Origin of the sequence: Paraburkholderia hiiakae, assembly GCF_904848665.1 — a bacterium.
In the GTDB taxonomy this organism is placed as follows: Bacteria; Pseudomonadota; Gammaproteobacteria; order Burkholderiales; family Burkholderiaceae; genus Paraburkholderia; species Paraburkholderia hiiakae.
This window is the reverse complement of sequence record NZ_CAJHCQ010000001.1, coordinates 241203-259877: the sequence shown is the minus strand read 5'-3', so window position 1 is coordinate 259877 and position 18675 is coordinate 241203. Positions and strand designations below refer to the sequence as shown.

Genomic DNA, 18675 nt, shown 5'->3' with positions numbered 1-18675 from the left:
AGCGCGGCGTAACCGGAACGCTGCGATTGAACCAACCCCTGGGGTCCCCGAATGTACCAATACGATCAGTACGACCAGACCATCGTCGACGAACGCGTCGCGCAATATAGCGACCAGGTTCGCCGCCGCCTGTCGGGCGAATTGAGCGAAGAAGAGTTCCGCCCGCTGCGCCTGCAAAACGGCCTGTACTACCAGCGCCACGCCTACATGCACCGCATCGCGATTCCGTACGGCAATCTGCGCAGCGACCAACTCCGTATGCTCGCCACGATCGCGCGCGAGCACGATCGCGGCTACGGCCACTTCTCGACGCGCTCGAACATCCAGTACAACTGGATCAAGCTCGAAGAAACGCCGGAAATCCTGCGCAAGCTGGCTTCCGTGCAGATGCACGGCATCCAGACTTCGGGCAACTGCATCCGCAACATCACCGCCGATCAGTTCGCGGGCGTCGCGCCCGACGAAGTCGTCGATCCGCGCCCGTGGTCCGAAATCCTGCGCCAGTGGTCGACGTTCCACCCCGAGTTCGCGTGGCTGCCGCGCAAGTTCAAGATCGCCGTGTCGGGCACGAAGGAAGATCGCGCCGCCGTGCAGATTCACGACCTGGGCGTCTACCTCGACCGTAACGAGCAGGGCGAAATCGTCGCGAGCATCCTCGCGGGCGGTGGCCTTGGCCGCACGCCGATCGTCGGCGCCATCATCAAGCGCGACCTGCCGTGGCAGCACCTGCTGACCTACTGCGAAGCCGTTTTGCGCGTGTACAACCGCTACGGCCGTCGCGACAACATGTACAAGGCGCGCATCAAGATTCTCGTGAAGGCGCTCTCGCCGGCGAAGTTCGCCGAGCAGGTCGAAGAAGAGTGGCAGCACCTGAAGGACGGCCCCTCGACGCTCACGCAGGAAGAAGTCGATCGCGTCTCGCAGTACTTCGTGCCGCCGGCGTATGAAAAGATCGCCGACACGGATACGTCGTACGAAAAGCATCTGCTGGAAAACCGCGCGTTCGCGCGCTGGGTCGAGCGCAACGTGCGTCCGCACCGCGTGCCCGGTTATGCGTCGGTCACGCTCTCGCTCAAGCCGCGCGACATCGCGCCGGGCGACGCCACCGACGTACAGATGGAAGCCGTGGCCGACTGGGCCGACGAATACGCGTTTAGCCAGATCCGCGTCTCGCACGAGCAGAACCTGATCCTCGCCGACGTCAAGAAGCGCGACCTGTTCGCGCTGTGGGAAAAGGCGAAGGCGCAAGGTTTCGCGACTGCGAATATCGGCCTGTTGACCGACATCATCGCGTGCCCGGGCGGCGACTTCTGCTCGCTCGCCAATGCGAAGTCGATCCCCATCGCGCTTGCGATCCAGGAGCGTTTCGACAACCTCGACTTCGTCCACGACCTCGGTGACCTGTCGCTCAATATCTCGGGTTGCATGAACTCGTGCGGTCACCACCACGTTGGCAACATCGGCATTCTGGGCGTGGATAAGGACGGCTCGGAGTGGTATCAGGTGTCGCTCGGCGGCGAGCAGGGCAACGGCGCTAACGGCGCGCGCCTTGGCCGCGTGATCGGCCCGTCGTTCTCGGCAGAAGAGATGCCCGATGTGATCCAGAAGGTGGTCGACACGTTCGTCGAACTGCGCATCGACGGCGAGCGCTTCATCGACACGTACGATCGCCTCGGCATCGCGCCCTTCAAGGAACGCGTGTACGCATCGCGCCAGACGGCCCACGCTTAAAAGCAGCACGCAACCCGATACGAGATTCGAGCAATGGCATTGATCATCAAAAAACGCGAGATCGTTGAAGACAACTGGCAAGTCGTGCGTGCGGCCGAAGACGGCGCATTGCCCGAGGTGCCGGCGCTGCCCGCGGGCAAGGTGCTGGTTCCGCTCGCTTACTGGCAGGCGCAGCGCGACGCGCTCATCGCTTCGCGCGGCAAGGACGAACTCGGCGTGTGGCTTGCGCCGGACAGCGAACCGGCCGATATCGCCGCCGACTTCGACAAGCTCGCGCTGATCGGCGTGGACTTCCCCGTGTTCCGCGATGGCCGCGGCTTTTCGATCGGCCGTCTGTTGCGCGAGCGCTATGGCTACAAGGGCGAACTGCGAGCGATTGGCGACGTGCTGCGCGACCAGCTGCGCTTTCACGAGCGCTGCGGGTTCGACGCGTTCGCGGTGCGCGCCGACAAGGACATCCACGACGCGCTCAAGGCGTTCACCGAATTCACGGTGCAGTACCAGGGGGCGTTCGACGAGCCGTCGCCGCTGTTCCGCCGCCGTCTGGCACACCAAGGCGCGGCAGCATGAGCACGCTCGCGACCGAAATCACGGCTGACCTGCAGGCGAAGATCGAGCGCCTGAACGCGCTGCTCGATTCGATCGCGGCGCGTCACGCCAACGTGAAGCTGGCCAGCAGCCTCGCAGCCGAAGATATGCTGCTCACCCACGCGATTCTTGCGCGCAGTGTGAAAATCGGCATCTTCTCGCTGAACACGGGCCGCCTGCACGCGGAAACGCTCGGCATGCTCGATGCGGTGCGCGAGCGCTATGGCTATGCGATCGAGCAGTTTCATCCGCAACAGGACGCGGTGGACGAGTACGTCGCCCAGCACGGCCTGAACGCGTTCTACGAGAGTGTGGACCTGCGCAAGCGCTGCTGCGAAATCCGCAAGGTCGAGCCGCTGAACCGCGCGCTTTCCGGCGTTTCCGCCTGGGTCACGGGCCAGCGCCGCGAGCAGTCGGTCACGCGCGCGGAACTGCACGAGGAAGAGCGCGACGAAGCGCGCAACATCGACAAGTTCAATCCGCTCGCGGACTGGACCGAAGCCGATGTCTGGGCCTACCTGCGCGCCTTCGAGGTGCCGGTGAATCCGCTGCACGCGCGCGGCTACCCGAGCATCGGCTGCGAGCCCTGCACGCGCGCCATCCGTCCCGGCGAGGACAGCCGCGCGGGCCGCTGGTGGTGGGAGTCGCGCGACACGAAGGAATGTGGCTTGCATATCACGTCTGTGTCGGCCATTCCGGTCGTCGAAGTGTCGTCGATCAGCCCCGCGAACTAAGATTGAGTTTTGTCGCGTCGTCGTGAAAACCGGCGCGCTACCGTATACCGAGTACTGCGTGCCCAGTAAAAAGGGTGCGAATAAAGGAAGGATCCGAATATGAGCACCACGCTCGACTCAGCAGTGAACGCACCGCTCCAGGTCACGGCGAACCGCATGGACCATCTCGACTGGCTCGAAGCCGAGTCGATCCACATCCTGCGTGAGCTCGTCGCCGAATGCAGCAAGCCGGCGCTGCTGTTCTCGGGCGGCAAGGACTCGGTCGTCGTGCTCGCACTCGCGCTGAAGGCGTTCGGCCTCGGCGCGAACCGCAAGACCACGCTGCCGTTCCCGCTCGTGCATATCGACACGGGTCACAACTACGAGGAAGTGATCGACTTCCGCGATCGCCGCGCAGCCGAAATCGGCGCGCAGCTCGTGGTCGGCCATGTGGAAGATTCGATCAAGAAGGGCACCGTGCGCCTGCGCCGCGAAACCGATTCGCGCAACGCCGCGCAAGCGGTCACGCTGCTCGAAACCATCGAGCAATACGGCTACACCGCGATGATCGGCGGTGCGCGCCGCGACGAAGAGAAGGCACGCGCGAAGGAGCGCATCTTCTCGTTCCGCGACGAATTCGGCCAGTGGGACCCGAAGGCGCAGCGCCCGGAACTCTGGAGCGTCTACAACGCGCGCCTGCACAAGGGCGAACACCTGCGCGTGTTCCCGATCTCGAACTGGACGGAACTGGACGTGTGGCAATACATCGAGCGCGAAAAGCTCGAGCTGCCGTCGATCTATTACGCGCACCAGCGCGAGATCGTGCGCCGCAACGGCCTGCTCGTGCCGGTCACGCCGCTCACGCCGATGAAGGAAGGCGAAGTCAGCGAAATGGCGCAGGTGCGTTTCCGCACGGTGGGCGACATCAGCTGCACGTGCCCGGTGGCGAGCGATGCCGACAACGTCGAGAAGATCATCGCCGAAACGGCCGTGACCGAAATCACGGAACGCGGCGCCACGCGCATGGACGACCAGGCGTCGGAAGCGGCGATGGAACAGCGCAAGAAGCAAGGTTATTTCTAAAAGCACGCAGAGGAAGAATTGAACATGGTTACGACGCATCAACCTGAAGACCTCGGCGTGCTGCGCTTCATCACGGCGGGCAGCGTGGACGACGGCAAGAGCACGCTGATCGGCCGCCTGCTGTACGACAGCAAGGCAGTTCTCTCGGATCAACTGTCGGCGCTCTCGCGCGCGAAGAACAAGCGCACGGTGGGCGACGAGATCGACCTGTCGCTGCTCACCGATGGCCTCGAAGCCGAGCGCGAGCAGGGCATCACGATCGACGTGGCGTACCGCTACTTCGCCACGGCCAAGCGCAAGTTCATCATCGCCGACACGCCGGGCCACGAGCAGTACACGCGCAACATGGTGACGGGTGCTTCCACGGCGCATGCCGCGATCATCCTGATCGACCCCACGCGCGTGACGGTCGAGAACGGTGTGACGCAACTGCTGCCGCAAACCAAGCGCCACAGCGCCATCGTCAAGCTGCTGGGCCTGCAGCACGTGATCGTCGCGATCAACAAGATGGACCTGGTCGATTACAGCGAAGCGACCTTCGACCTGATCCGCGATGCGTACGTCGCGCTCGCACGCCAGCTTGGCCTCTCCGATGTGCGTTTCGTGCCGGTCTCGGCGCTCAAGGGCGACAACATCGTGGCCGCGAGCGAGCGCATGCCTTGGTACGCGGGCGAGCCGCTTCTCGACGTGCTCGAGCAACTGCCGGTCGCGCAGGGCACGGCTGAAGCGCTGCGCTTCCCGGTGCAGTGGGTCGCGCGCCAGGACGGTTCCAGCGCCGACGACTTCCGCGGCTACATGGGCCGCGTCGAAGCTGGCGAAGTGAAGCTCGGCGACGCCATCACGGTGCTGCCGGCAGGCCGCAGCGCAACGGTTGCCGAAATCATCGCGCCGGTGCCGGGCGGCACGGCGCAGGTCGACCGCGCGTTCGCGGGCCAGACCGTCACGATCCGTCTCGCCGAAGACGTGGACGTCTCGCGGGGCGACACCTTCGTGCCGGCTTCGGACAATGTCCAGCCCGCAAAGAAGCTCGAAGCGGACCTCTGCTGGTTCGACGACGAGCCGCTCTCGACGCAGCGCAAGTACCTGCTCAAGCAGACCACGAGCACGGTGTTCGCGAAGATCGGCGCGGTCAAGCAGGTGCTCGACGTGCATACGCTTTCGCACGCCATCGACCGCCACGAACTCGCGATGAACGATATCGGCCGAGTCGCGCTCTCGCTGCAGAAGCCGCTCGTCTGCGACCTGTATGATGCGAATCCTGGCACCGGCGCATTCGTGCTGATCGACGAAGCGACGCATCACACGGTGGCCGCGGGCATGATCCGCGCGTTTTCAGCGTAAGGCGTTGCGCGAGGTTGCGGCCGCGCGCGGCCGCAACAATGGATTCGAAGCAAATGGGTAAGGTATATCTGATCGGCGCAGGACCGGGCGCAGCGGACCTCATCACGGTGCGCGGCGCACGGCTGCTCGCGAGCGCGGACGTCGTGCTGCACGACGCGCTCGTCGAGCCGGCCATGCTCGAGTACGCACCGCAAACCGCGAAGTTCATCGCGGTCGGCAAGCGCTGCGGGCAGCGTTCCACGGCGCAGCACTTCATCAACAAGCAACTCGTCGATGCCGCGCGCGAGCACGCCGTGGTCGTGCGCCTGAAGGGCGGCGACCCGATGCTGTTCGGACGCGCCGACGAGGAAATGCGCGCGCTCGAAGCGGCCGGCATCGAGTTCGAGGTCGTGCCGGGTATCACGGCGGCACTCGCCAGCGCGGCGACGCTGCAACGCTCGCTGACGCTGCGCGGCGTGGCCCGCAGCGTTGCGCTCGCCACGTATTCGCGCGCGGCGGGCAGCGAGGAGATTCGCGAGCAGGTCAACGCCGATTCGCTCGTGTTCTACATGGGCCGCGACAGCGCGCCCGAGATCGCGCGCCAGCTCATCGAAGCGGGCCGTGCGGGCGCGACGCCGGTGGCGATCGTCGAAGCTTGCAGCACCGCGCGCGAGCGCACGCTCACGCTGACGCTGGCGGGCCTCGAAGCAGGGGAGGCCCAGGACTGGCTCGACCCGGCGCAGCCGAGCTTGCTCATGATTGGCGAGGCGTTCGCGCAACGGGCCGGACAGGTGCAGGAAGAGAATGAGGCACAGGGCGACCGTCAAGGCCGTCGCGCGGCGGCATAAGCGCTACGAGAAACACCCGGCCAGGAAAGCAAAACGGGCTCGCTGAAAAGCGAGCCCGTTTTTGTTATGCGTGAGCGTTCTTAGGCGCGTTCGTTTTCGATGCAATACCGCACGATCGCATCGAGCACCGCGTCGTCCTCGCCGACGGCGCCCGCGCAACGCAGGCGCACACCCGGATGCTCGCTCTGGCACTGCGCGATCAGCGCGGGCAGATCGCGGCGCACGTGGCCGCCCTGGCCGAAGAACACGGGTACGACCGTGATCGTGTCGCACCCTGCCACGGCCTGCGAGGCGATGGCATCAGGCAGGCTCGGTGTCATGAGTTCCAGAAAGGCGAGGCTGACCGGACCCGCATCGCCGCGCGCGGCGGCGAGCTTCGCGGCCAGACGCTGAAACGGCTCTTGCCAGCGCGCGTCGCGCGCGCCGTGGCCGAAGAGGATCATGCCGTGTGTGCCCATGTCTGGCGAGCCTGTACGAAATCGGCGAACTAGCGGACGAGGGAGCCCGGCATCAATGCCGGTCGACCCATTTGAGCCCGATCAGCCCGATCACGAGATAGATGAGCCCCGGTGTCGCCGCGGTAAGCGGCGCGGGCCAGGTGTTCAGTGTGCCGACGTGCGAGAACAGCGTGTTGACGAGCTGGAAGCTCATGCCGAGCATGATCCCGCCGAATACCTTCATGCCCACGACGCCCGCGCGCGTATGCAGATACGCGAACGGCAGCGAGAGCACGAGCATCACGAACACGGCGAACGGGTAGAGCAGCTTGCGCCAGAAGGCGATCTGGTAGCGCTGCGCGTCCTGATGGTTCTCGGTCAGATGCTGGATGTAGCGGAACAGGTTGAACATCGACATCCGGTCGGGCGACACGAGCAGCACCGAGAGGATGTTCGGCGTGAGCTCCGAGCGCAGCGAGTATTCGGGCGCCGAGGTCTGCTGTGCGCGATAGACCGGATTGAGCGCATCGACCGGCTGGTTCTGCGGCGGCGGCACGCTGATCAGTTCCGTATCGGTCACGTCCTTGAGCAGCCAGTGGCCTGGCGGCTGGAACGTGCCGCTCTTCGCGAGGCGCACGTTGGTGAGCTGGAACTTCGAATCGAATTCGTAGATGCGCACGTTCGTGATGGTCGCGTTGGGCAGCAACTCCCCGACGTTCACGAAACGCGTGACCTGCTCGCCGTCGGCGCGCGCGGTGAGCGTGTCCTTGACCCACACACCCGACTGGAAGTTGCTCGACACCGCCGAGCCTAACGCCTCGAGACGCACGCGCTCGGAGAGCTGATCGGTGTAAGGGCCGACCACTTCGCCGATCAGGTAGGTCAGCAGCACGAGCGGCACGCCGATCTTGAGCAGCGAGCGCAGCGCCTGGTTCGTGGCGAGGCCCGACACACGAAAGATCGTGTACTCGGAATTCGCCGCCATTTGCGCGAACACGTAGATCGCGGCGATGAGCGCCGCGACCGGGATGATCTCGTAAAGCCGGGAGGGCGCCTGGAGCGCCACGCGCAGCACCGCGTACTGGAACTTGTAGTTGCCGTGCCCGACCGAGTTCAGCTCGTTGATGAGGTCAAAGAAGAAGAACAGGCCGGAGAAGGCAAACAGAATGAAGATGAACGTCAGGTAAACCTGGCGAGCGAAGTATTTTTCGTAGATGCGCATCGGTCAGTTTCCCTCTCAGTTTCCTGAAGAGGCGCGCCGGAACATCGCACGTGTGAAGAGCGGCCGGTTGCGCACGCGTATCCAGAAGATGAACACGACGAGCGCGAGCACCACGGCGTGCAGCAGGACGAGGCCGACGCCGAAGGGCATCTTGCCTTGCTCGATTTGCGATTGCACGACGTTGAGCAGGTTCGAATAGGTGAGGTAGATCAGCACCGCCATCACGAGATTGATCGTGCGGCTGCGGCGCGGGTTCTGGTATGCAAGCGGAATGCCGAGCAGCATCAGGTTGATCGCAATGAGCGGCAGGCCGGCGCGCCAGGCGAGCTCGCCCAGGTTGTCGTCGCTCGGGTGGCGCAGGAGGCCAGGCGTGGACGTGGTGCTCGCCGAAGGCGTGTTGACGAGCGGCTGGCTCGTGATCTTCACGCCATAACGCTGGAACTCGCTGATGCGAAAGTCCGGGTGACCCGGCTCGCCGTCATAGCGGCGGCCGTTTTCGAGCACGACGAAGCGGTCGCCACTCTTCATGGTTTCGGTGTGGCCGGTCTTCGAGACGATCACGCTGACCTTGCCGTTTTCCGTGCTCGTGACGAATACGTTCTCCACGCGCGCCTGGTCGGAGCTCATGCTCTCGATGAAGAACACGCGGTGCGTGGTAGGCGATTCGCGGAACTGGCCAGGCGCGAGCAGCGACACTTCATCGCGCTGCTGAAAGCGCGCGCGAATGAGCTTGCTTTGCGCGTTCGACCACGGCCAGCCGATGAACGCGAAGAACACGATGAGCAGGATGATCGGCGCGGAAAAGGTGGCGACCGGTTTGATCAGGCGCGTGAGGCTCACTCCCGAGGAGAGCCACACGACCATTTCGGAATCCTTGTACCAGCGCGTGAGGACGAACAGGATCGACACGAAGAGCGTGACGATGAGCATGACGGCCATGTAGCCGATCACGGTCAGTCCGATCAGCACCAGCACGTCGCGCGGGTCGATCTGACCGGACGCGGCGAAGCCGACGATGCGGATCATCATCGTCGTCAGCATGATCGTGAGCAGAACCATGAACACGGCGCCGGCCGTGTACGCGAGTTCGCGCTGCAGGGAACGTTCGAAGATCATTCTTGATGGGCAGGGCGGGCGGCCCGTGCCGGGAGGCGCGCAGCTCGCGCAACCGCCCAGGAGCCGCCGCGGGAAAAATAGCGGATAATTGCGGCTTTCATCCTAAGCCCTGATTTTATCCGAGGACAAGCGCGATGGACTTTAGCATAAAAGCCTGTGACTGGAGCAAAGGCGGGGAGGGCTCCTTCCTGACCGGCAAGTCGGATTGTGTCGTAGTTGGCGTGTTCGAGGCGCAAACCCTCTCGGGCGCGGCGTTCGCGATCGACAGCGCCATTGGCGGCGCAATCGCGCGCGTCGTCAAGGCCGGCGACATCGACGGCAAGGCAGGCTCCACGTTGTTCCTGCCGGAAGTGAGCGGCATCGGCGCCTCGCGCGTGCTGCTCGTGGGTCTCGGCAAGCAGGACACATTTGGTCAGAAGGCTTACGGCGACGCGGTCAGGGCCGCCTGGCGCGCGATCCTCGGCACGAAGATCGCCCAGGTCACGTTCACGCTCGCGCAACTGCCGGTGAAGGAGCGCACGGGCGACTGGGGCGTGCGCGCCGCCATTCTCGCGCTGCGCAACGAGACCTACCGCTTCACGCAGATGAAGAGCAAGCCCGACGTCTCGCAGCGGGCCCTGAAGCGCGTGGTCTTCAGCATCGACGCCGCCGACGAGAAGGCAGCGAAGCTCGCGGCGAAGCAGGCCGTCGCGCTCGCCAACGGCATGGACCTCACGCGCGACCTCGGCAATCTGCCGGGCAACGTGTGCACGCCTACCTATCTCGCAGCCACGGCCAAGAAGCTCGCGCGCGACTGGAAGCTCAAGGTCGAGGTGCTCGGCCAGCGCCAGATCGAGACACTCAAGATGGGTTCGTTTCTTTCCGTAACAAAGGGCTCGGTCGAGCCGCCGCAGTTCATCGTGCTGCACTATCAGGGCGCAAGTGCCAAGGCCGCGCCTATCGTGCTGGTCGGCAAGGGCATCACGTTCGACACGGGCGGCATCTCGCTCAAGCCGGGCGAGGGCATGGACGAGATGAAGTACGACATGTGCGGCGCGGGCTCGGTGCTCGGCACGATCCGCGCGGTCGCCGAAATGGGGCTCAAGCTCAACGTGATCGGCATCATCCCGACCTGCGAGAACATGCCTGCGGGCAACGCCACGAAGCCGGGCGACATCGTCACGACGATGGCGGGCCTTACGGTCGAAGTGCTCAACACCGACGCCGAAGGCCGCCTCATCCTGTGCGACGCGCTCACCTACGCCGAGCGCTTCAAGCCGGCCGCCGTGGTCGACATCGCCACGCTCACGGGCGCGTGCATCATCGCACTCGGCCATCACAACAGCGGCCTGTTCTCGAAGGACGATGCGCTCGCGGGCGAACTGCTCGACGCTTCGCGCGAAGCGGGCGACCCGGCCTGGCGCCTGCCGCTCGACGACGAGTATCAGGACCAGCTCAAGTCGAACTTCGCCGACCTCGCCAACATCGGCGGGCGCCCGGCGGGCAGCGTGACGGCGGCGTGCTTCCTCTCGCGCTTCACCGAAAGCTACCCGTGGGCGCATCTGGACATCGCGGGCACCGCGTGGAAGAGCGGGGCGGCGAAGGGTGCAACGGGCCGTCCGGTGCCGCTGCTCGCCCAGTTCCTCATTGACCGCGCGGCGCAATGAAGGCAGGCATGGTGATTGCTGCAGACCTGCCCGTGTGTAAAGTGGTGTGGGCATGACGCGCATCGATTTCCACACGAACGTTGGCGACTCGCTGCTTTATGCGTGCCGCCTCGTGCGCAAGGCGTATCAGGCGGGCGAGCAGGCGGTTGTGCTGGCCGAGCCCGCGCGCCTGCGCGCGTTCGACGAAATGTTGTGGACCTTTGCGCCGCTCGACTTCGTGCCGCACTGCATGGCCGAGAGCCCGCATGCGGGCGAATCGCCCATCGTGCTGGCAACGGATCTCGAGCGTGCGCCGCATCATCGTGTGCTGCTCAATCTCGGCGCGCAGGTCCCGCCTCAATTCGCACGCTTTGAGCGCTTGCTCGAAGTGATTGGCGATGCGCCCGACGAACTCGCGTCGGGCCGCGAGCGCTATCGTTTCTACCGCGACCGCGGTTACGCGCTCAACAACTACAAGCAGGGCGGCTGAGGCCGGACGCGCGAGGCGTACCGGCGCGAGGCCGACTGCCCCGTTCGATGGAGGTAGACATGTCCGGCATGCACGACCCGGAAGATGCCGCGATTCCGCTCTTGAGCGAGGTGATGGTGGCCGGCAATCCGCTGCGCGCGCACAACGTCGAAGAGGCGAAGAGCGCAACAGCCGCCGCCGTGAAGGCCGCCGTGGCCGAACGCGAAGAGGGCCTTTTTGCGCACGACGCCGACGCGCTCGTCGAGCGCCTGCGCGGCCGCTGCCTCACATGGCTCACCGGCGAAGGCCGGGCCGTGATCGAGGCGCGCTGCAGCGCCGCGATGCAGGAGCATTCGAACTGGCTTGTGGGCCAGGTGTCGCGCGAGATCGGTCTTGCGCTCGAAACGGAACTCAAGAACTGGGTGAAGGCCGCCGTGCGTGAAGAATTGGCTGCGCGCGCGGGACACCCGCCTTCGGCCTGATTCAGCGGGGTGCGCGCGGCGAGAGGCCACCAAGCGCCACGCGTCATCACACCGTTCGCCTCACTTGAGCGTGAGGATCCAGTTCGCGAGCTGAGCCGCCTGGCCGGGGTTGAGCTGCGTGTTGGCCGGCATCGGCACCGTGCCCCATACGCCGGTGCTGCCTTCCAGAATCTTGTGTGAGAGATAGGTCTGCGCGTCGGGCTTGCCTGCGTATTTCGCGGCGACATCGCGCAGGGCGGGACCCATGAAATTGCGCGTCACCGAATGGCAACTCATGCAGTTCTGCTGCTGGGCGAGCGCGAGGCCGGTGGGTCCATGCTGCGCGCGGGCCGGAGCTGCCCCGAGTGCGCCGGCAATGCCGATGGCGAGCGCGGCGGCGAGCGTCGCCATCTTGTTCCAGGCTTGCGACTTTCTTTTCATACTGGTCTCCGCCCGCGTGTGCGCCGGCTGTGTCGTCGCATTATGAAGCAAAGGGCGCACGTCCTGGACGTGCGCCCTTTGCTTAACCGCCGGTCAAGACTTGAGCCGCGTTCAGCCCCGTGCTTAGCCCGTCACCGCGCCCTGGTTCGCCGGGCGCGCGAGCGCTGCGTACTTCGCCATCACACCGCGTGTGTAGCGCGGCGCGGGCTGTTTCCAGGCCGCGCGGCGGCGCGCGAGTTCGGCGTCGTCGACGTTCAGTTGCAGCAGGAGCTTGTGCGCATCGATGGTGATCGAGTCGCCTTCGTGCACGAGCGCGATCGTGCCGCCTTCAAACGCTTCCGGCGCGACGTGGCCCACCACCATGCCCCAGGTGCCTCCCGAGAAACGCCCATCGGTGATGAGCCCAACCGACTCCCCAAGCCCCTTGCCGATGATCGCCGAAGTCGGCGCGAGCATCTCCGGCATGCCGGGGCCGCCCTTCGGGCCGAGGTAGCGCAGCACGACCACGTCACCCGCCTTGATCTTGTCCGCGAGGATCGCTTCCATCGCGCTCTGCTCGTCGTCGAATACGCGTGCGGGGCCCGTGATGACCGGATTCTTCAGGCCCGTGATCTTGGCGACCGCGCCTTCCGTCGCAAGATTGCCCCTGAGGATCGCCAGATGGCCTTCCTTGTAAAGCGCCTGGCTGATGGGAAAGATCACCTTCTGGTCCGCGCGGGGCGTGGACGGCACGTCCTTGAGTTCTTCGGCGATGGTCTTGCCCGTGATGGTGATGCAGTCGCCATGCAGGAGCCCCGCGTCGAGCAGGATCCTGAGCACCTGCGGAATGCCGCCGGCCTCGTGCAGGTCGGTCGCGACATACTGGCCCGAGGGCTTCAGGTCGCAAATCACCGGCACCTTCTTGCGCATGCGCTCGAAGTCGTCGATGGTCCATTCGATCTCCGCGGCATGCGCGATGGCGAGATAGTGCAGCACGGCGTTGGTCGAGCCGCCCGTCGCCATGATGAGCGCCACGGCGTTTTCGATCGACTTCTTTGTGATGATGTCGCGCGGCTTGAGGTCCTGCTTCACGGCTTCGACGAGCACACGCGCCGATTCCGCCGCCGAGTCGACTTTCTCCTCGTCAGGGTTGGCCATTGTCGATGAGTACATGAGCGACATGCCGAGCGCCTCGAATGACGAACTCATCGTGTTCGCGGTGTACATGCCGCCGCACGAACCCGTGGAGGGGCAGGCGTTTTTCTCGATGCCTTCGAAATCCTCTTCGGCCATGCGGCCCGCGGTGAATTCGCCAACGGCCTCGAACGCCGAGACGATGGTCAGCGCTTTGCCCTTCCAGTTGCCCGGGCGGATCGTGCCGCCGTACACGTAGATGCCGGGTACGTTGATGCGCGCGAGCGCGATCATGCCGCCGGGCATGTTCTTGTCGCAGCCGCCGATCACCACCACGCCGTCCATCCACTGGCCCTGCACGCAGGTCTCGATGCAATCGGCGATGACTTCGCGCGAGACGAGCGAGTACTTCATGCCCTCGGTGCCCATCGACATGCCGTCCGAGATCGTGGGCGTGCCGAAGGTCTGCGGGTTCGCGTCGGCGCGCTTGATGGCGTCGACGGCTGCGTCGGTCAGGCGCTGCAGGCCGGCGTTGCACGGCGTGATGGTCGAATGGCCGTTCGCGACGCCGATCATCGGCTTGTCGAAGTCGGCCTTCTCATAGCCGAGCGCGTAAAACATCGAACGGTTGGGCGAGCGGGCGACGCCTTGCGTGATGTGCTTCGAACGACGGTTATAGGACATGGGGACCTCCGGTGGAGTTTGTCTCGGATGCCGGGCGTGTCTTCTGGTTTGGGGTGCGCCGGCACGTCTGTCGAAGCATGCGATTTCGCGAGAACACTGTCCAATATATTATTCGTGGTCTAATGAGTCGAAAAAAATATCAATAAGACACCAGCAGACACCAGCGTGAGACCGATACCGATGAACCCGACTATCCCCGATCTGCGCCAGCTTCGCTATTTCGTGGCCGTCGCCGAAGAGCAGCATTTCGGCCGCGCGGCGGCGCGCCTTTCGATGACGCAGCCGCCGCTCTCGCAGGCCATTCGTGCGCTGGAAGAGACGCTGGGCGTGGAGCTGTTCGCGCGCACGCGCCGGTCGGTGGAATTGACGACCGTGGGCGCCGATCTGTTGCCGGAGGTGAGGCGCCTGTTGGCGAGTGCGGAAGCGCTGCGGCCGCTCGCGCAGAGCCTCGCGCGCGGCGAGGCGGGCGTGCTCGCGCTGGCCTTCGTAACGACTGCCGACTACGGCTTGTTGCCGCTTTTACTGCGCGATTTCGGCGCGCGTTATCCACGCGTGCGCTTGCAGCTCGCCGAAGCTACGAGTGACGTGCAGGTGGAAGAGCTGGTGGCGGGTCGCATCGACGCGGGCCTCGTGATCGCACCCGTGCCGCCGCGCCACGCGGCGCAGCTTGCTTACCAGCCGATCGCACGCGAGTCGCTCGTGGTCGCCATGCCGTCGGCGCTTTCGGGGCGCCTTGGCGGCCCGTCCACCGACGACTGGCACGATGAGCCCGTCAGGCTGCGCGATCTCGCCGACGCGCCGCTCGTCGTCTTTCCGCGCCATCTGGCCCCCGGTTTCTACGACACCATCATGGACTGCTACGGCGCAGCCGGCCTCGCGCCGCTCATCGGCCAGGAGGCGATCCAGATGCAGACGATCGTGAGCCTCGTCTCGGCCGGCATGGGCGTGGCGCTCGTGCCGCAGTCGCTGCGCCATCTGCGGCGCACGGGCGTCGTATACCGGCCGCTTGCCGGGGCGGTGCCGGCCATCGAGACGGGACTTGTCTGGCGCTCGGCGGAGGTGAGCCCGGTTCTCGCGGCGTTTATCGAGATCGTGCGCGCATATGCGGCGGCGGTGGGCTTGGAGAGGCGCGAGGGCTAGCCGCACACGGTACTTCATCTGTCACCGTTACCCACGCGGCGCATTGCCAAGCGTGCATTTTGGTCCGCGCCCCCTCGCGTCGGCGATAATGTCACGCCATGACACGCTGGCGGCGAACCTCGCCGCTTTGCAAACGTCCAACGCGCTTGGCCTCCTTGGCAAGTGGCGCGCTACTGCTTACAACCCGATTTCAACTGATATCGCCGACAAGACTTCATCCACGATGCTCATTCACCCGAACTTCGACCCCGTCGCCATTCATCTCGGGCCGCTCGCCGTGCGCTGGTACGGCCTCATGTATCTCGTCGGCTTCATTCTGGCGATCGTGATCGGCCGTCTGCGCCTGCGTCTGCCTTATGTGGCTGCCCAGGGCTGGACCGCGAAAGACATCGACGACATGCTGTTCTACGGTGTGCTCGGCACGATTCTGGGCGGGCGCCTCGGCTACGTGCTCTTCTACAAGGCGAGCTGGTATTTCGCGCATCCGCTCGACATCTTCAAGGTGTGGGAAGGCGGCATGTCGTTTCACGGCGGCTTCCTCGGCGTAACTTTCGCGATGGTGCTGTTCGCGTGGCAACGCGGCCGCACGTGGCTGCAGGTCACGGACTTCGTCGCGCCGATGGTGCCTACGGGGCTCGCCTTTGGCCGGCTCGGCAACTTCATCAACGGCGAGTTGTGGGGTCGCGTGACGTCGCCCGACTCGCCGTGGGCCATGCTGTTTCCGGGCGCCGCGAACGACGACGCCGCGTGGCTCGCCGTGCATCCGCAACTGGCCGCGCAGTGGCATTTGAACGACGTGTTCGCGCAATACCATTTGCTGCCGCGCCATCCTTCCGAACTCTATGAAATCGCGCTGGAAGGCATTGCGCTTTTCATCGTGCTGATTCTTTTCGCGCGCAAGCCGCGCCCCGTTGGCGCGATTTCGGCCATGTTCCTGATCGGCTATGGTCTCGCGCGCTTCACGGTCGAATTCGCACGCGAACCCGACGACTTCCTCGGCCTGCTCGCGCTCGGCCTTTCGATGGGGCAGTGGCTCTCGCTGCCGATGATCATCGTGGGTATCGGCTTGATGGCGTGGGCGTATCGCCGCGCGAAGCGTAGCAAGAACGGCAACGACGGCGCGCAGGTCGCGGGCGCGAAGAGCTGACACGCGCACACGCACCACGCGCTTTAGCCCATGAAAAAGGCCACGGTTTTCGCCGTGGCCTTTTTTACTTGCGTGCCTGATCGGCTTGTATGGCGCGCCTTACTTCATCTGCACCGACCCGGAGACATTGACCGTCACCGTGGATGTGCCGCCTTCGAGCGGCACGGGCGACGACATCTTCGCGTCAGCCGTAGCGGCGCGCGCGCTCATCATCATCATGGGGCGCGGCATCACGCCCGAGTGTCCCACGTTCACGTCGCGAATCGTGTAAGTGCTGTAGCCGAACGCGCGCGTGGCCGAGAGGGCCTGGTCGCGAAACGAGGCGATGGCCTGGCCCGACAGTTTTTGCTCGGCGGCACGTTGCGCCTCGGGCGACAGCGAGAACTGCACGTTGCCCACCTGCATGATCGATGAGAGATCGCCGGCGAGCTTCGACGCCGCCGCGAAATCATGCGACTCGAGCACGACTTCCGTGCGGCCGCGCCAGGCTGAGATGCGCCCGTCGCGATCCGTGGAAGGGAAGATCGAGAACTGGCCCGAGTGCGCGGTCACGCCCGCGACGCCTCTCGCGCGTTGGAGCGCGGCGTCGGCGCGCTGATTGAGCGTTGCCGTGAGCGAGGCGGGATCACTCGCTTCCTGTTCGTAGAACAGCGTAATGTTGACGACGTCTTGAGGTACTTCGGCGCTGGCCTGCGCGGAAAGCGAAAGCACGCCCGAGGGTTGCTGGAAACGCGCGTCGCTCTGCGCGAACGCGGCGCCCGGCGCGAGCATCATGGAGAGGGGGAGGGCGGCAGCGAATGCGGCGGCGAGCGTGACGGCGGTTTTTCGGTTCATTGAGGCTCCTTGCAGAACTTGCGTCGCGCGCGAGGCACATGTAATGGCGAAGGAACGACGCGCGACTGTGCGCGATTGTGCTTGAAGTCGCGCGCGGATGCTGTGTGCGTGCCCGATCCGCAATCGGCGAGACGCGGCCAGCCCCAGCCAGGCCGCGTCGAAACCGCATCACATCAGATGTTTCGTGATGAAGTTCCACTCGGCCGTGGTGACCGGCGTGATCGAAAGGCGATTGCCTTTGGCGAGCACACGCATGTCCGCGAGTTCCTCGTGCTCGCGCAAGGCGGCCAGAGCAATCAGCGGACACTTCTTCTTGAACACCACGTCGACGAGCATCCAGCGCGGATTCTCTTGCGTCGATTTTGCGTCGTAGTAAGGGCTTTTCGGATCGAACTGCGTGGGGTCGGGGTAGGCCGTGGACGACACCTGCGCGATACCCGCGATACCGGGCTCGGGGCAACTCGAGTGATAGAACAGCACGCCGTCGCCTTGCTGCATGGTGTCGCGCATGAAATTGCGCGCCTGGTAGTTTCGTACGCCGGTCCAGGGCAGCGTGCGCTGCGGCGCGTTTGCGAGGTCGTCGATGCTTGCTTCGTCGGGTTCGGACTTCATTAGCCAGTAGCGCATGAGTCGAAGTTCACGTCGAAAGGGGAGAGGGGCGAGCGTGCATGCCAGAAAAAACGCAAATGCGGGCCGCACAATGGAAAACGGCATCGGACTGTGGTCCGATGCCGTTTGAATAGGTCCCCGCCATAGCCGCTAGGCCGGCATCCTGAACCGAGGGTTCAGAATTGGTCGCAGTTAGCAGCACTTCGGGTACATCAGACTGTGTGACGCGCACGCCCGTGCTACAAATTTCCGCAACCGTGCACATGGCATTGGTTCAAGGAATATATGACCTTGGCGAACCAGGCAGGGAAGCTGACTAAACTGGTTGGCAGCGTGTTTAGAAACGCGCGTTTCTAAACAAATCAACGCTACCTATGAACAACATCATACCGCACCTTGGCGCCTGAAACTGCGCTTATTGCACACCGTACTGGTGAATCACAGCGCCAAGTTGTTCATTCATTTGGCGCATTGTACGACGGATTTCTTCGGCTGGGAATGCTTCTCCGTGTCGCACGCTGGTTTGCAGGCGCAGCAGTTCCGAAGCGAGCGAGAGCGCTGCCATGACGGCGATGCGATCGGTGCCGCGCACGTTGCTGTGATTGCGGATCTTCGACATTTCGGCGTCCACGCGTGCTACGGCTTCGAGCAGCGCCTGTTCCGTTTCCGGCGAACAGACGAGGCGATAGGTTTGGCCGAGTATCGTCGCTTCGATCTGCTTGGTGGTCATGCATTTTCTCCGTGGCGGGCCGCGTTGCTGTCGTCGTCGTTGCTCTGCGACGGCTCAAGCAGATCGAGCTGATTGTCGCGCTCATTACCTGTGCGTGCGCGCGGCAGCTTTTCGAGGATCGCGTTCAGACGCACCTGCGCATCGTCGATCTTGGCCGAGAGTGCATCGCGCTCTGCTTGCAGCGCGGCGCGCTCCTCGCGGACCTGTTCGAGTTCGGTGCGTGTTTCTTCGCATTGCGCACGCAGCTGCGCGAGTTGCTCTTCGAGTGCGAGGCGTGCTTCGTGTTGGCGCTGATTAATCTCGATCAGCCGCCCGATGTTTTGTGAGAGTGTTTCGAGTTCGTTGAGCATGTGCTGCGTCCTCT

General features: G+C 64.5%; 20 protein-coding genes and 1 other RNA gene. 11 read left to right on the top strand and 10 right to left on the bottom strand.

The annotated features are described in order from the left end of the window. Nucleotides 1-51: 51 nt before the first annotated feature. The 6 genes from JMY28_RS01165 (at nucleotide 52) to cobA (ending at nucleotide 6283) form a co-directional block, all read left to right on the top strand. Nucleotides 52-1731, top strand: coding sequence for a nitrite/sulfite reductase (locus tag JMY28_RS01165; protein WP_201693764.1), 1680 nt, complete (start codon nucleotides 52-54; stop codon nucleotides 1729-1731). A 33-nt stretch (nucleotides 1732-1764) separates the two neighbouring features. Further along, nucleotides 1765-2301, top strand: coding sequence for a DUF934 domain-containing protein (locus tag JMY28_RS01160; protein WP_201693762.1), 537 nt, complete (start codon nucleotides 1765-1767; stop codon nucleotides 2299-2301). Beyond that, on the top strand, nucleotides 2298-3053 hold the full coding sequence (locus tag JMY28_RS01155) for a phosphoadenylyl-sulfate reductase (protein WP_201693760.1): 756 nt from the start codon (nucleotides 2298-2300) through the stop codon (nucleotides 3051-3053). Before JMY28_RS01160 ends, JMY28_RS01155 begins: the two co-directional genes overlap by 4 nt. A 99-nt stretch (nucleotides 3054-3152) precedes the next feature. Further along, nucleotides 3153-4115: a sulfate adenylyltransferase subunit CysD gene (gene cysD / locus JMY28_RS01150; protein WP_201693758.1), complete on the top strand. Its 963-nt coding sequence runs from the start codon at nucleotides 3153-3155 to the stop codon at nucleotides 4113-4115. A 24-nt stretch (nucleotides 4116-4139) separates the two neighbouring features. Continuing rightward, nucleotides 4140-5456: a sulfate adenylyltransferase subunit 1 gene (locus tag JMY28_RS01145; RefSeq protein WP_201693756.1), complete on the top strand. Its 1317-nt coding sequence runs from the start codon at nucleotides 4140-4142 to the stop codon at nucleotides 5454-5456. 53 nt (nucleotides 5457-5509) lie between these two features. Then, the gene (gene cobA / locus JMY28_RS01140; protein WP_201693750.1) at nucleotides 5510-6283 is read left to right on the top strand and encodes a uroporphyrinogen-III C-methyltransferase; all 774 of its coding nucleotides are present in this window, start codon (nucleotides 5510-5512) and stop codon (nucleotides 6281-6283) included. 80 nt (nucleotides 6284-6363) lie between these two features. Here the strand turns inward: cobA and JMY28_RS01135 are convergent, their stop codons facing one another. The 3 genes from JMY28_RS01135 to lptF are packed head-to-tail and all read right to left on the bottom strand — an operon-like array spanning nucleotide 6364 to nucleotide 9058. Next, entirely contained in the window at nucleotides 6364-6741 is a 378-nt protein-coding gene (locus JMY28_RS01135; RefSeq protein ID WP_201693748.1) for a sirohydrochlorin chelatase, read from the bottom strand. Nucleotides 6742-6793: 52 nt separating this feature from the next. Next, a complete protein-coding gene (gene lptG, locus JMY28_RS01130; RefSeq protein ID WP_201693746.1) occupies nucleotides 6794-7942 on the bottom strand; it encodes an LPS export ABC transporter permease LptG in 1149 nt (382 codons plus the stop codon). Between the two features lie 15 nt (nucleotides 7943-7957). Then, nucleotides 7958-9058 (bottom strand): LPS export ABC transporter permease LptF, encoded by a 1101-nt coding sequence (gene lptF, locus JMY28_RS01125; RefSeq protein WP_201693744.1) that lies wholly within the window; start codon nucleotides 9056-9058, stop codon nucleotides 7958-7960. A 134-nt stretch (nucleotides 9059-9192) separates the two neighbouring features. On the opposite strand from lptF, the gene JMY28_RS01120 reads away from it, so the two are divergent. The 3 genes from JMY28_RS01120 to JMY28_RS01110 are packed head-to-tail and all read left to right on the top strand — an operon-like array spanning nucleotide 9193 to nucleotide 11634. Beyond that, complete coding sequence (locus JMY28_RS01120; RefSeq protein ID WP_201693742.1) at nucleotides 9193-10704, top strand: leucyl aminopeptidase; 1512 nt, start codon at nucleotides 9193-9195, stop codon at nucleotides 10702-10704. Nucleotides 10705-10756: 52 nt separating this feature from the next. Then, on the top strand, nucleotides 10757-11173 hold the full coding sequence (locus JMY28_RS01115; protein ID WP_201693740.1) for a DNA polymerase III subunit chi: 417 nt from the start codon (nucleotides 10757-10759) through the stop codon (nucleotides 11171-11173). A 59-nt stretch (nucleotides 11174-11232) separates the two neighbouring features. Continuing rightward, nucleotides 11233-11634: a DUF2486 family protein gene (locus tag JMY28_RS01110; protein ID WP_236596645.1), complete on the top strand. Its 402-nt coding sequence runs from the start codon at nucleotides 11233-11235 to the stop codon at nucleotides 11632-11634. A 60-nt stretch (nucleotides 11635-11694) separates the two neighbouring features. On the opposite strand, the gene JMY28_RS01105 is transcribed toward JMY28_RS01110, so the two are convergent. Then, complete coding sequence (locus JMY28_RS01105) at nucleotides 11695-12054, bottom strand: c-type cytochrome (RefSeq protein ID WP_201693736.1); 360 nt, start codon at nucleotides 12052-12054, stop codon at nucleotides 11695-11697. A gap of 123 nt (nucleotides 12055-12177) precedes the next feature. Further along, nucleotides 12178-13851: a dihydroxy-acid dehydratase gene (gene ilvD, locus JMY28_RS01100; RefSeq protein WP_201693734.1), complete on the bottom strand. Its 1674-nt coding sequence runs from the start codon at nucleotides 13849-13851 to the stop codon at nucleotides 12178-12180. Between the two features lie 180 nt (nucleotides 13852-14031). On the opposite strand from ilvD, the gene JMY28_RS01095 reads away from it, so the two are divergent. Together JMY28_RS01095 and lgt are read left to right on the top strand one after the other, a co-directional pair. Further along, nucleotides 14032-14991, top strand: coding sequence for a LysR family transcriptional regulator (locus JMY28_RS01095; RefSeq protein WP_201693732.1), 960 nt, complete (start codon nucleotides 14032-14034; stop codon nucleotides 14989-14991). Nucleotides 14992-15214: 223 nt separating this feature from the next. Then, nucleotides 15215-16138, top strand: coding sequence for a prolipoprotein diacylglyceryl transferase (gene lgt / locus JMY28_RS01090; protein WP_201694581.1), 924 nt, complete (start codon nucleotides 15215-15217; stop codon nucleotides 16136-16138). Nucleotides 16139-16237: 99 nt separating this feature from the next. Here lgt and JMY28_RS01085 read toward each other — a convergent pair whose 3' ends face one another. From JMY28_RS01085 to JMY28_RS01065, 5 genes are all read right to left on the bottom strand, one after another. Further along, a complete protein-coding gene (locus JMY28_RS01085) occupies nucleotides 16238-16972 on the bottom strand; it encodes an SIMPL domain-containing protein (protein WP_201693730.1) in 735 nt (244 codons plus the stop codon). A 168-nt stretch (nucleotides 16973-17140) separates the two neighbouring features. Beyond that, nucleotides 17141-17599, bottom strand: coding sequence for an EVE domain-containing protein (locus JMY28_RS01080; RefSeq protein ID WP_201693722.1), 459 nt, complete (start codon nucleotides 17597-17599; stop codon nucleotides 17141-17143). Between the two features lie 113 nt (nucleotides 17600-17712). Beyond that, nucleotides 17713-17894: non-coding RNA, 6S RNA (gene ssrS, locus JMY28_RS01075), on the bottom strand. A gap of 102 nt (nucleotides 17895-17996) precedes the next feature. Beyond that, nucleotides 17997-18311: a cell division protein ZapA gene (locus tag JMY28_RS01070; RefSeq protein WP_042268772.1), complete on the bottom strand. Its 315-nt coding sequence runs from the start codon at nucleotides 18309-18311 to the stop codon at nucleotides 17997-17999. Then, complete coding sequence (locus JMY28_RS01065; RefSeq protein WP_201693717.1) at nucleotides 18308-18661, bottom strand: ATPase; 354 nt, start codon at nucleotides 18659-18661, stop codon at nucleotides 18308-18310. The genes JMY28_RS01070 and JMY28_RS01065 overlap by 4 nt, the downstream gene beginning before the upstream one ends. Nucleotides 18662-18675: the final 14 nt, after the last annotated feature.

What these genes read in the sequence shown, in the direction of transcription:
- JMY28_RS01115 (WP_201693740.1), top strand. Translation starts at nt 10,757, where the DNA reads ATGACGCGCATCGATTTCCACACGAACGTTGGCGACTCGCTGCTTTAT.
- JMY28_RS01070 (WP_042268772.1), bottom strand. Translation starts at nt 18,311, where the DNA reads ATGACCACCAAGCAGATCGAAGCGACGATACTCGGCCAAACCTATCGC.
- lptG (WP_201693746.1), bottom strand. Translation starts at nt 7,942, where the DNA reads ATGCGCATCTACGAAAAATACTTCGCTCGCCAGGTTTACCTGACGTTC.
- cobA (WP_201693750.1), top strand. Translation starts at nt 5,510, where the DNA reads ATGGGTAAGGTATATCTGATCGGCGCAGGACCGGGCGCAGCGGACCTC.
- JMY28_RS01080 (WP_201693722.1), bottom strand. Translation starts at nt 17,599, where the DNA reads ATGCGCTACTGGCTAATGAAGTCCGAACCCGACGAAGCAAGCATCGAC.
- JMY28_RS01120 (WP_201693742.1), top strand. Translation starts at nt 9,193, where the DNA reads ATGGACTTTAGCATAAAAGCCTGTGACTGGAGCAAAGGCGGGGAGGGC.
- JMY28_RS01085 (WP_201693730.1), bottom strand. Translation starts at nt 16,972, where the DNA reads ATGAACCGAAAAACCGCCGTCACGCTCGCCGCCGCATTCGCTGCCGCC.
- JMY28_RS01095 (WP_201693732.1), top strand. Translation starts at nt 14,032, where the DNA reads ATGAACCCGACTATCCCCGATCTGCGCCAGCTTCGCTATTTCGTGGCC.
- JMY28_RS01165 (WP_201693764.1), top strand. Translation starts at nt 52, where the DNA reads ATGTACCAATACGATCAGTACGACCAGACCATCGTCGACGAACGCGTC.
- cysD (WP_201693758.1), top strand. Translation starts at nt 3,153, where the DNA reads ATGAGCACCACGCTCGACTCAGCAGTGAACGCACCGCTCCAGGTCACG.
- JMY28_RS01160 (WP_201693762.1), top strand. Translation starts at nt 1,765, where the DNA reads ATGGCATTGATCATCAAAAAACGCGAGATCGTTGAAGACAACTGGCAA.
- JMY28_RS01065 (WP_201693717.1), bottom strand. Translation starts at nt 18,661, where the DNA reads ATGCTCAACGAACTCGAAACACTCTCACAAAACATCGGGCGGCTGATC.
- JMY28_RS01110 (WP_236596645.1), top strand. Translation starts at nt 11,233, where the DNA reads ATGTCCGGCATGCACGACCCGGAAGATGCCGCGATTCCGCTCTTGAGC.
- JMY28_RS01105 (WP_201693736.1), bottom strand. Translation starts at nt 12,054, where the DNA reads ATGAAAAGAAAGTCGCAAGCCTGGAACAAGATGGCGACGCTCGCCGCC.
- lptF (WP_201693744.1), bottom strand. Translation starts at nt 9,058, where the DNA reads ATGATCTTCGAACGTTCCCTGCAGCGCGAACTCGCGTACACGGCCGGC.
- JMY28_RS01155 (WP_201693760.1), top strand. Translation starts at nt 2,298, where the DNA reads ATGAGCACGCTCGCGACCGAAATCACGGCTGACCTGCAGGCGAAGATC.
- ilvD (WP_201693734.1), bottom strand. Translation starts at nt 13,851, where the DNA reads ATGTCCTATAACCGTCGTTCGAAGCACATCACGCAAGGCGTCGCCCGC.
- lgt (WP_201694581.1), top strand. Translation starts at nt 15,215, where the DNA reads ATGCTCATTCACCCGAACTTCGACCCCGTCGCCATTCATCTCGGGCCG.
- JMY28_RS01135 (WP_201693748.1), bottom strand. Translation starts at nt 6,741, where the DNA reads ATGGGCACACACGGCATGATCCTCTTCGGCCACGGCGCGCGCGACGCG.
- JMY28_RS01145 (WP_201693756.1), top strand. Translation starts at nt 4,140, where the DNA reads ATGGTTACGACGCATCAACCTGAAGACCTCGGCGTGCTGCGCTTCATC.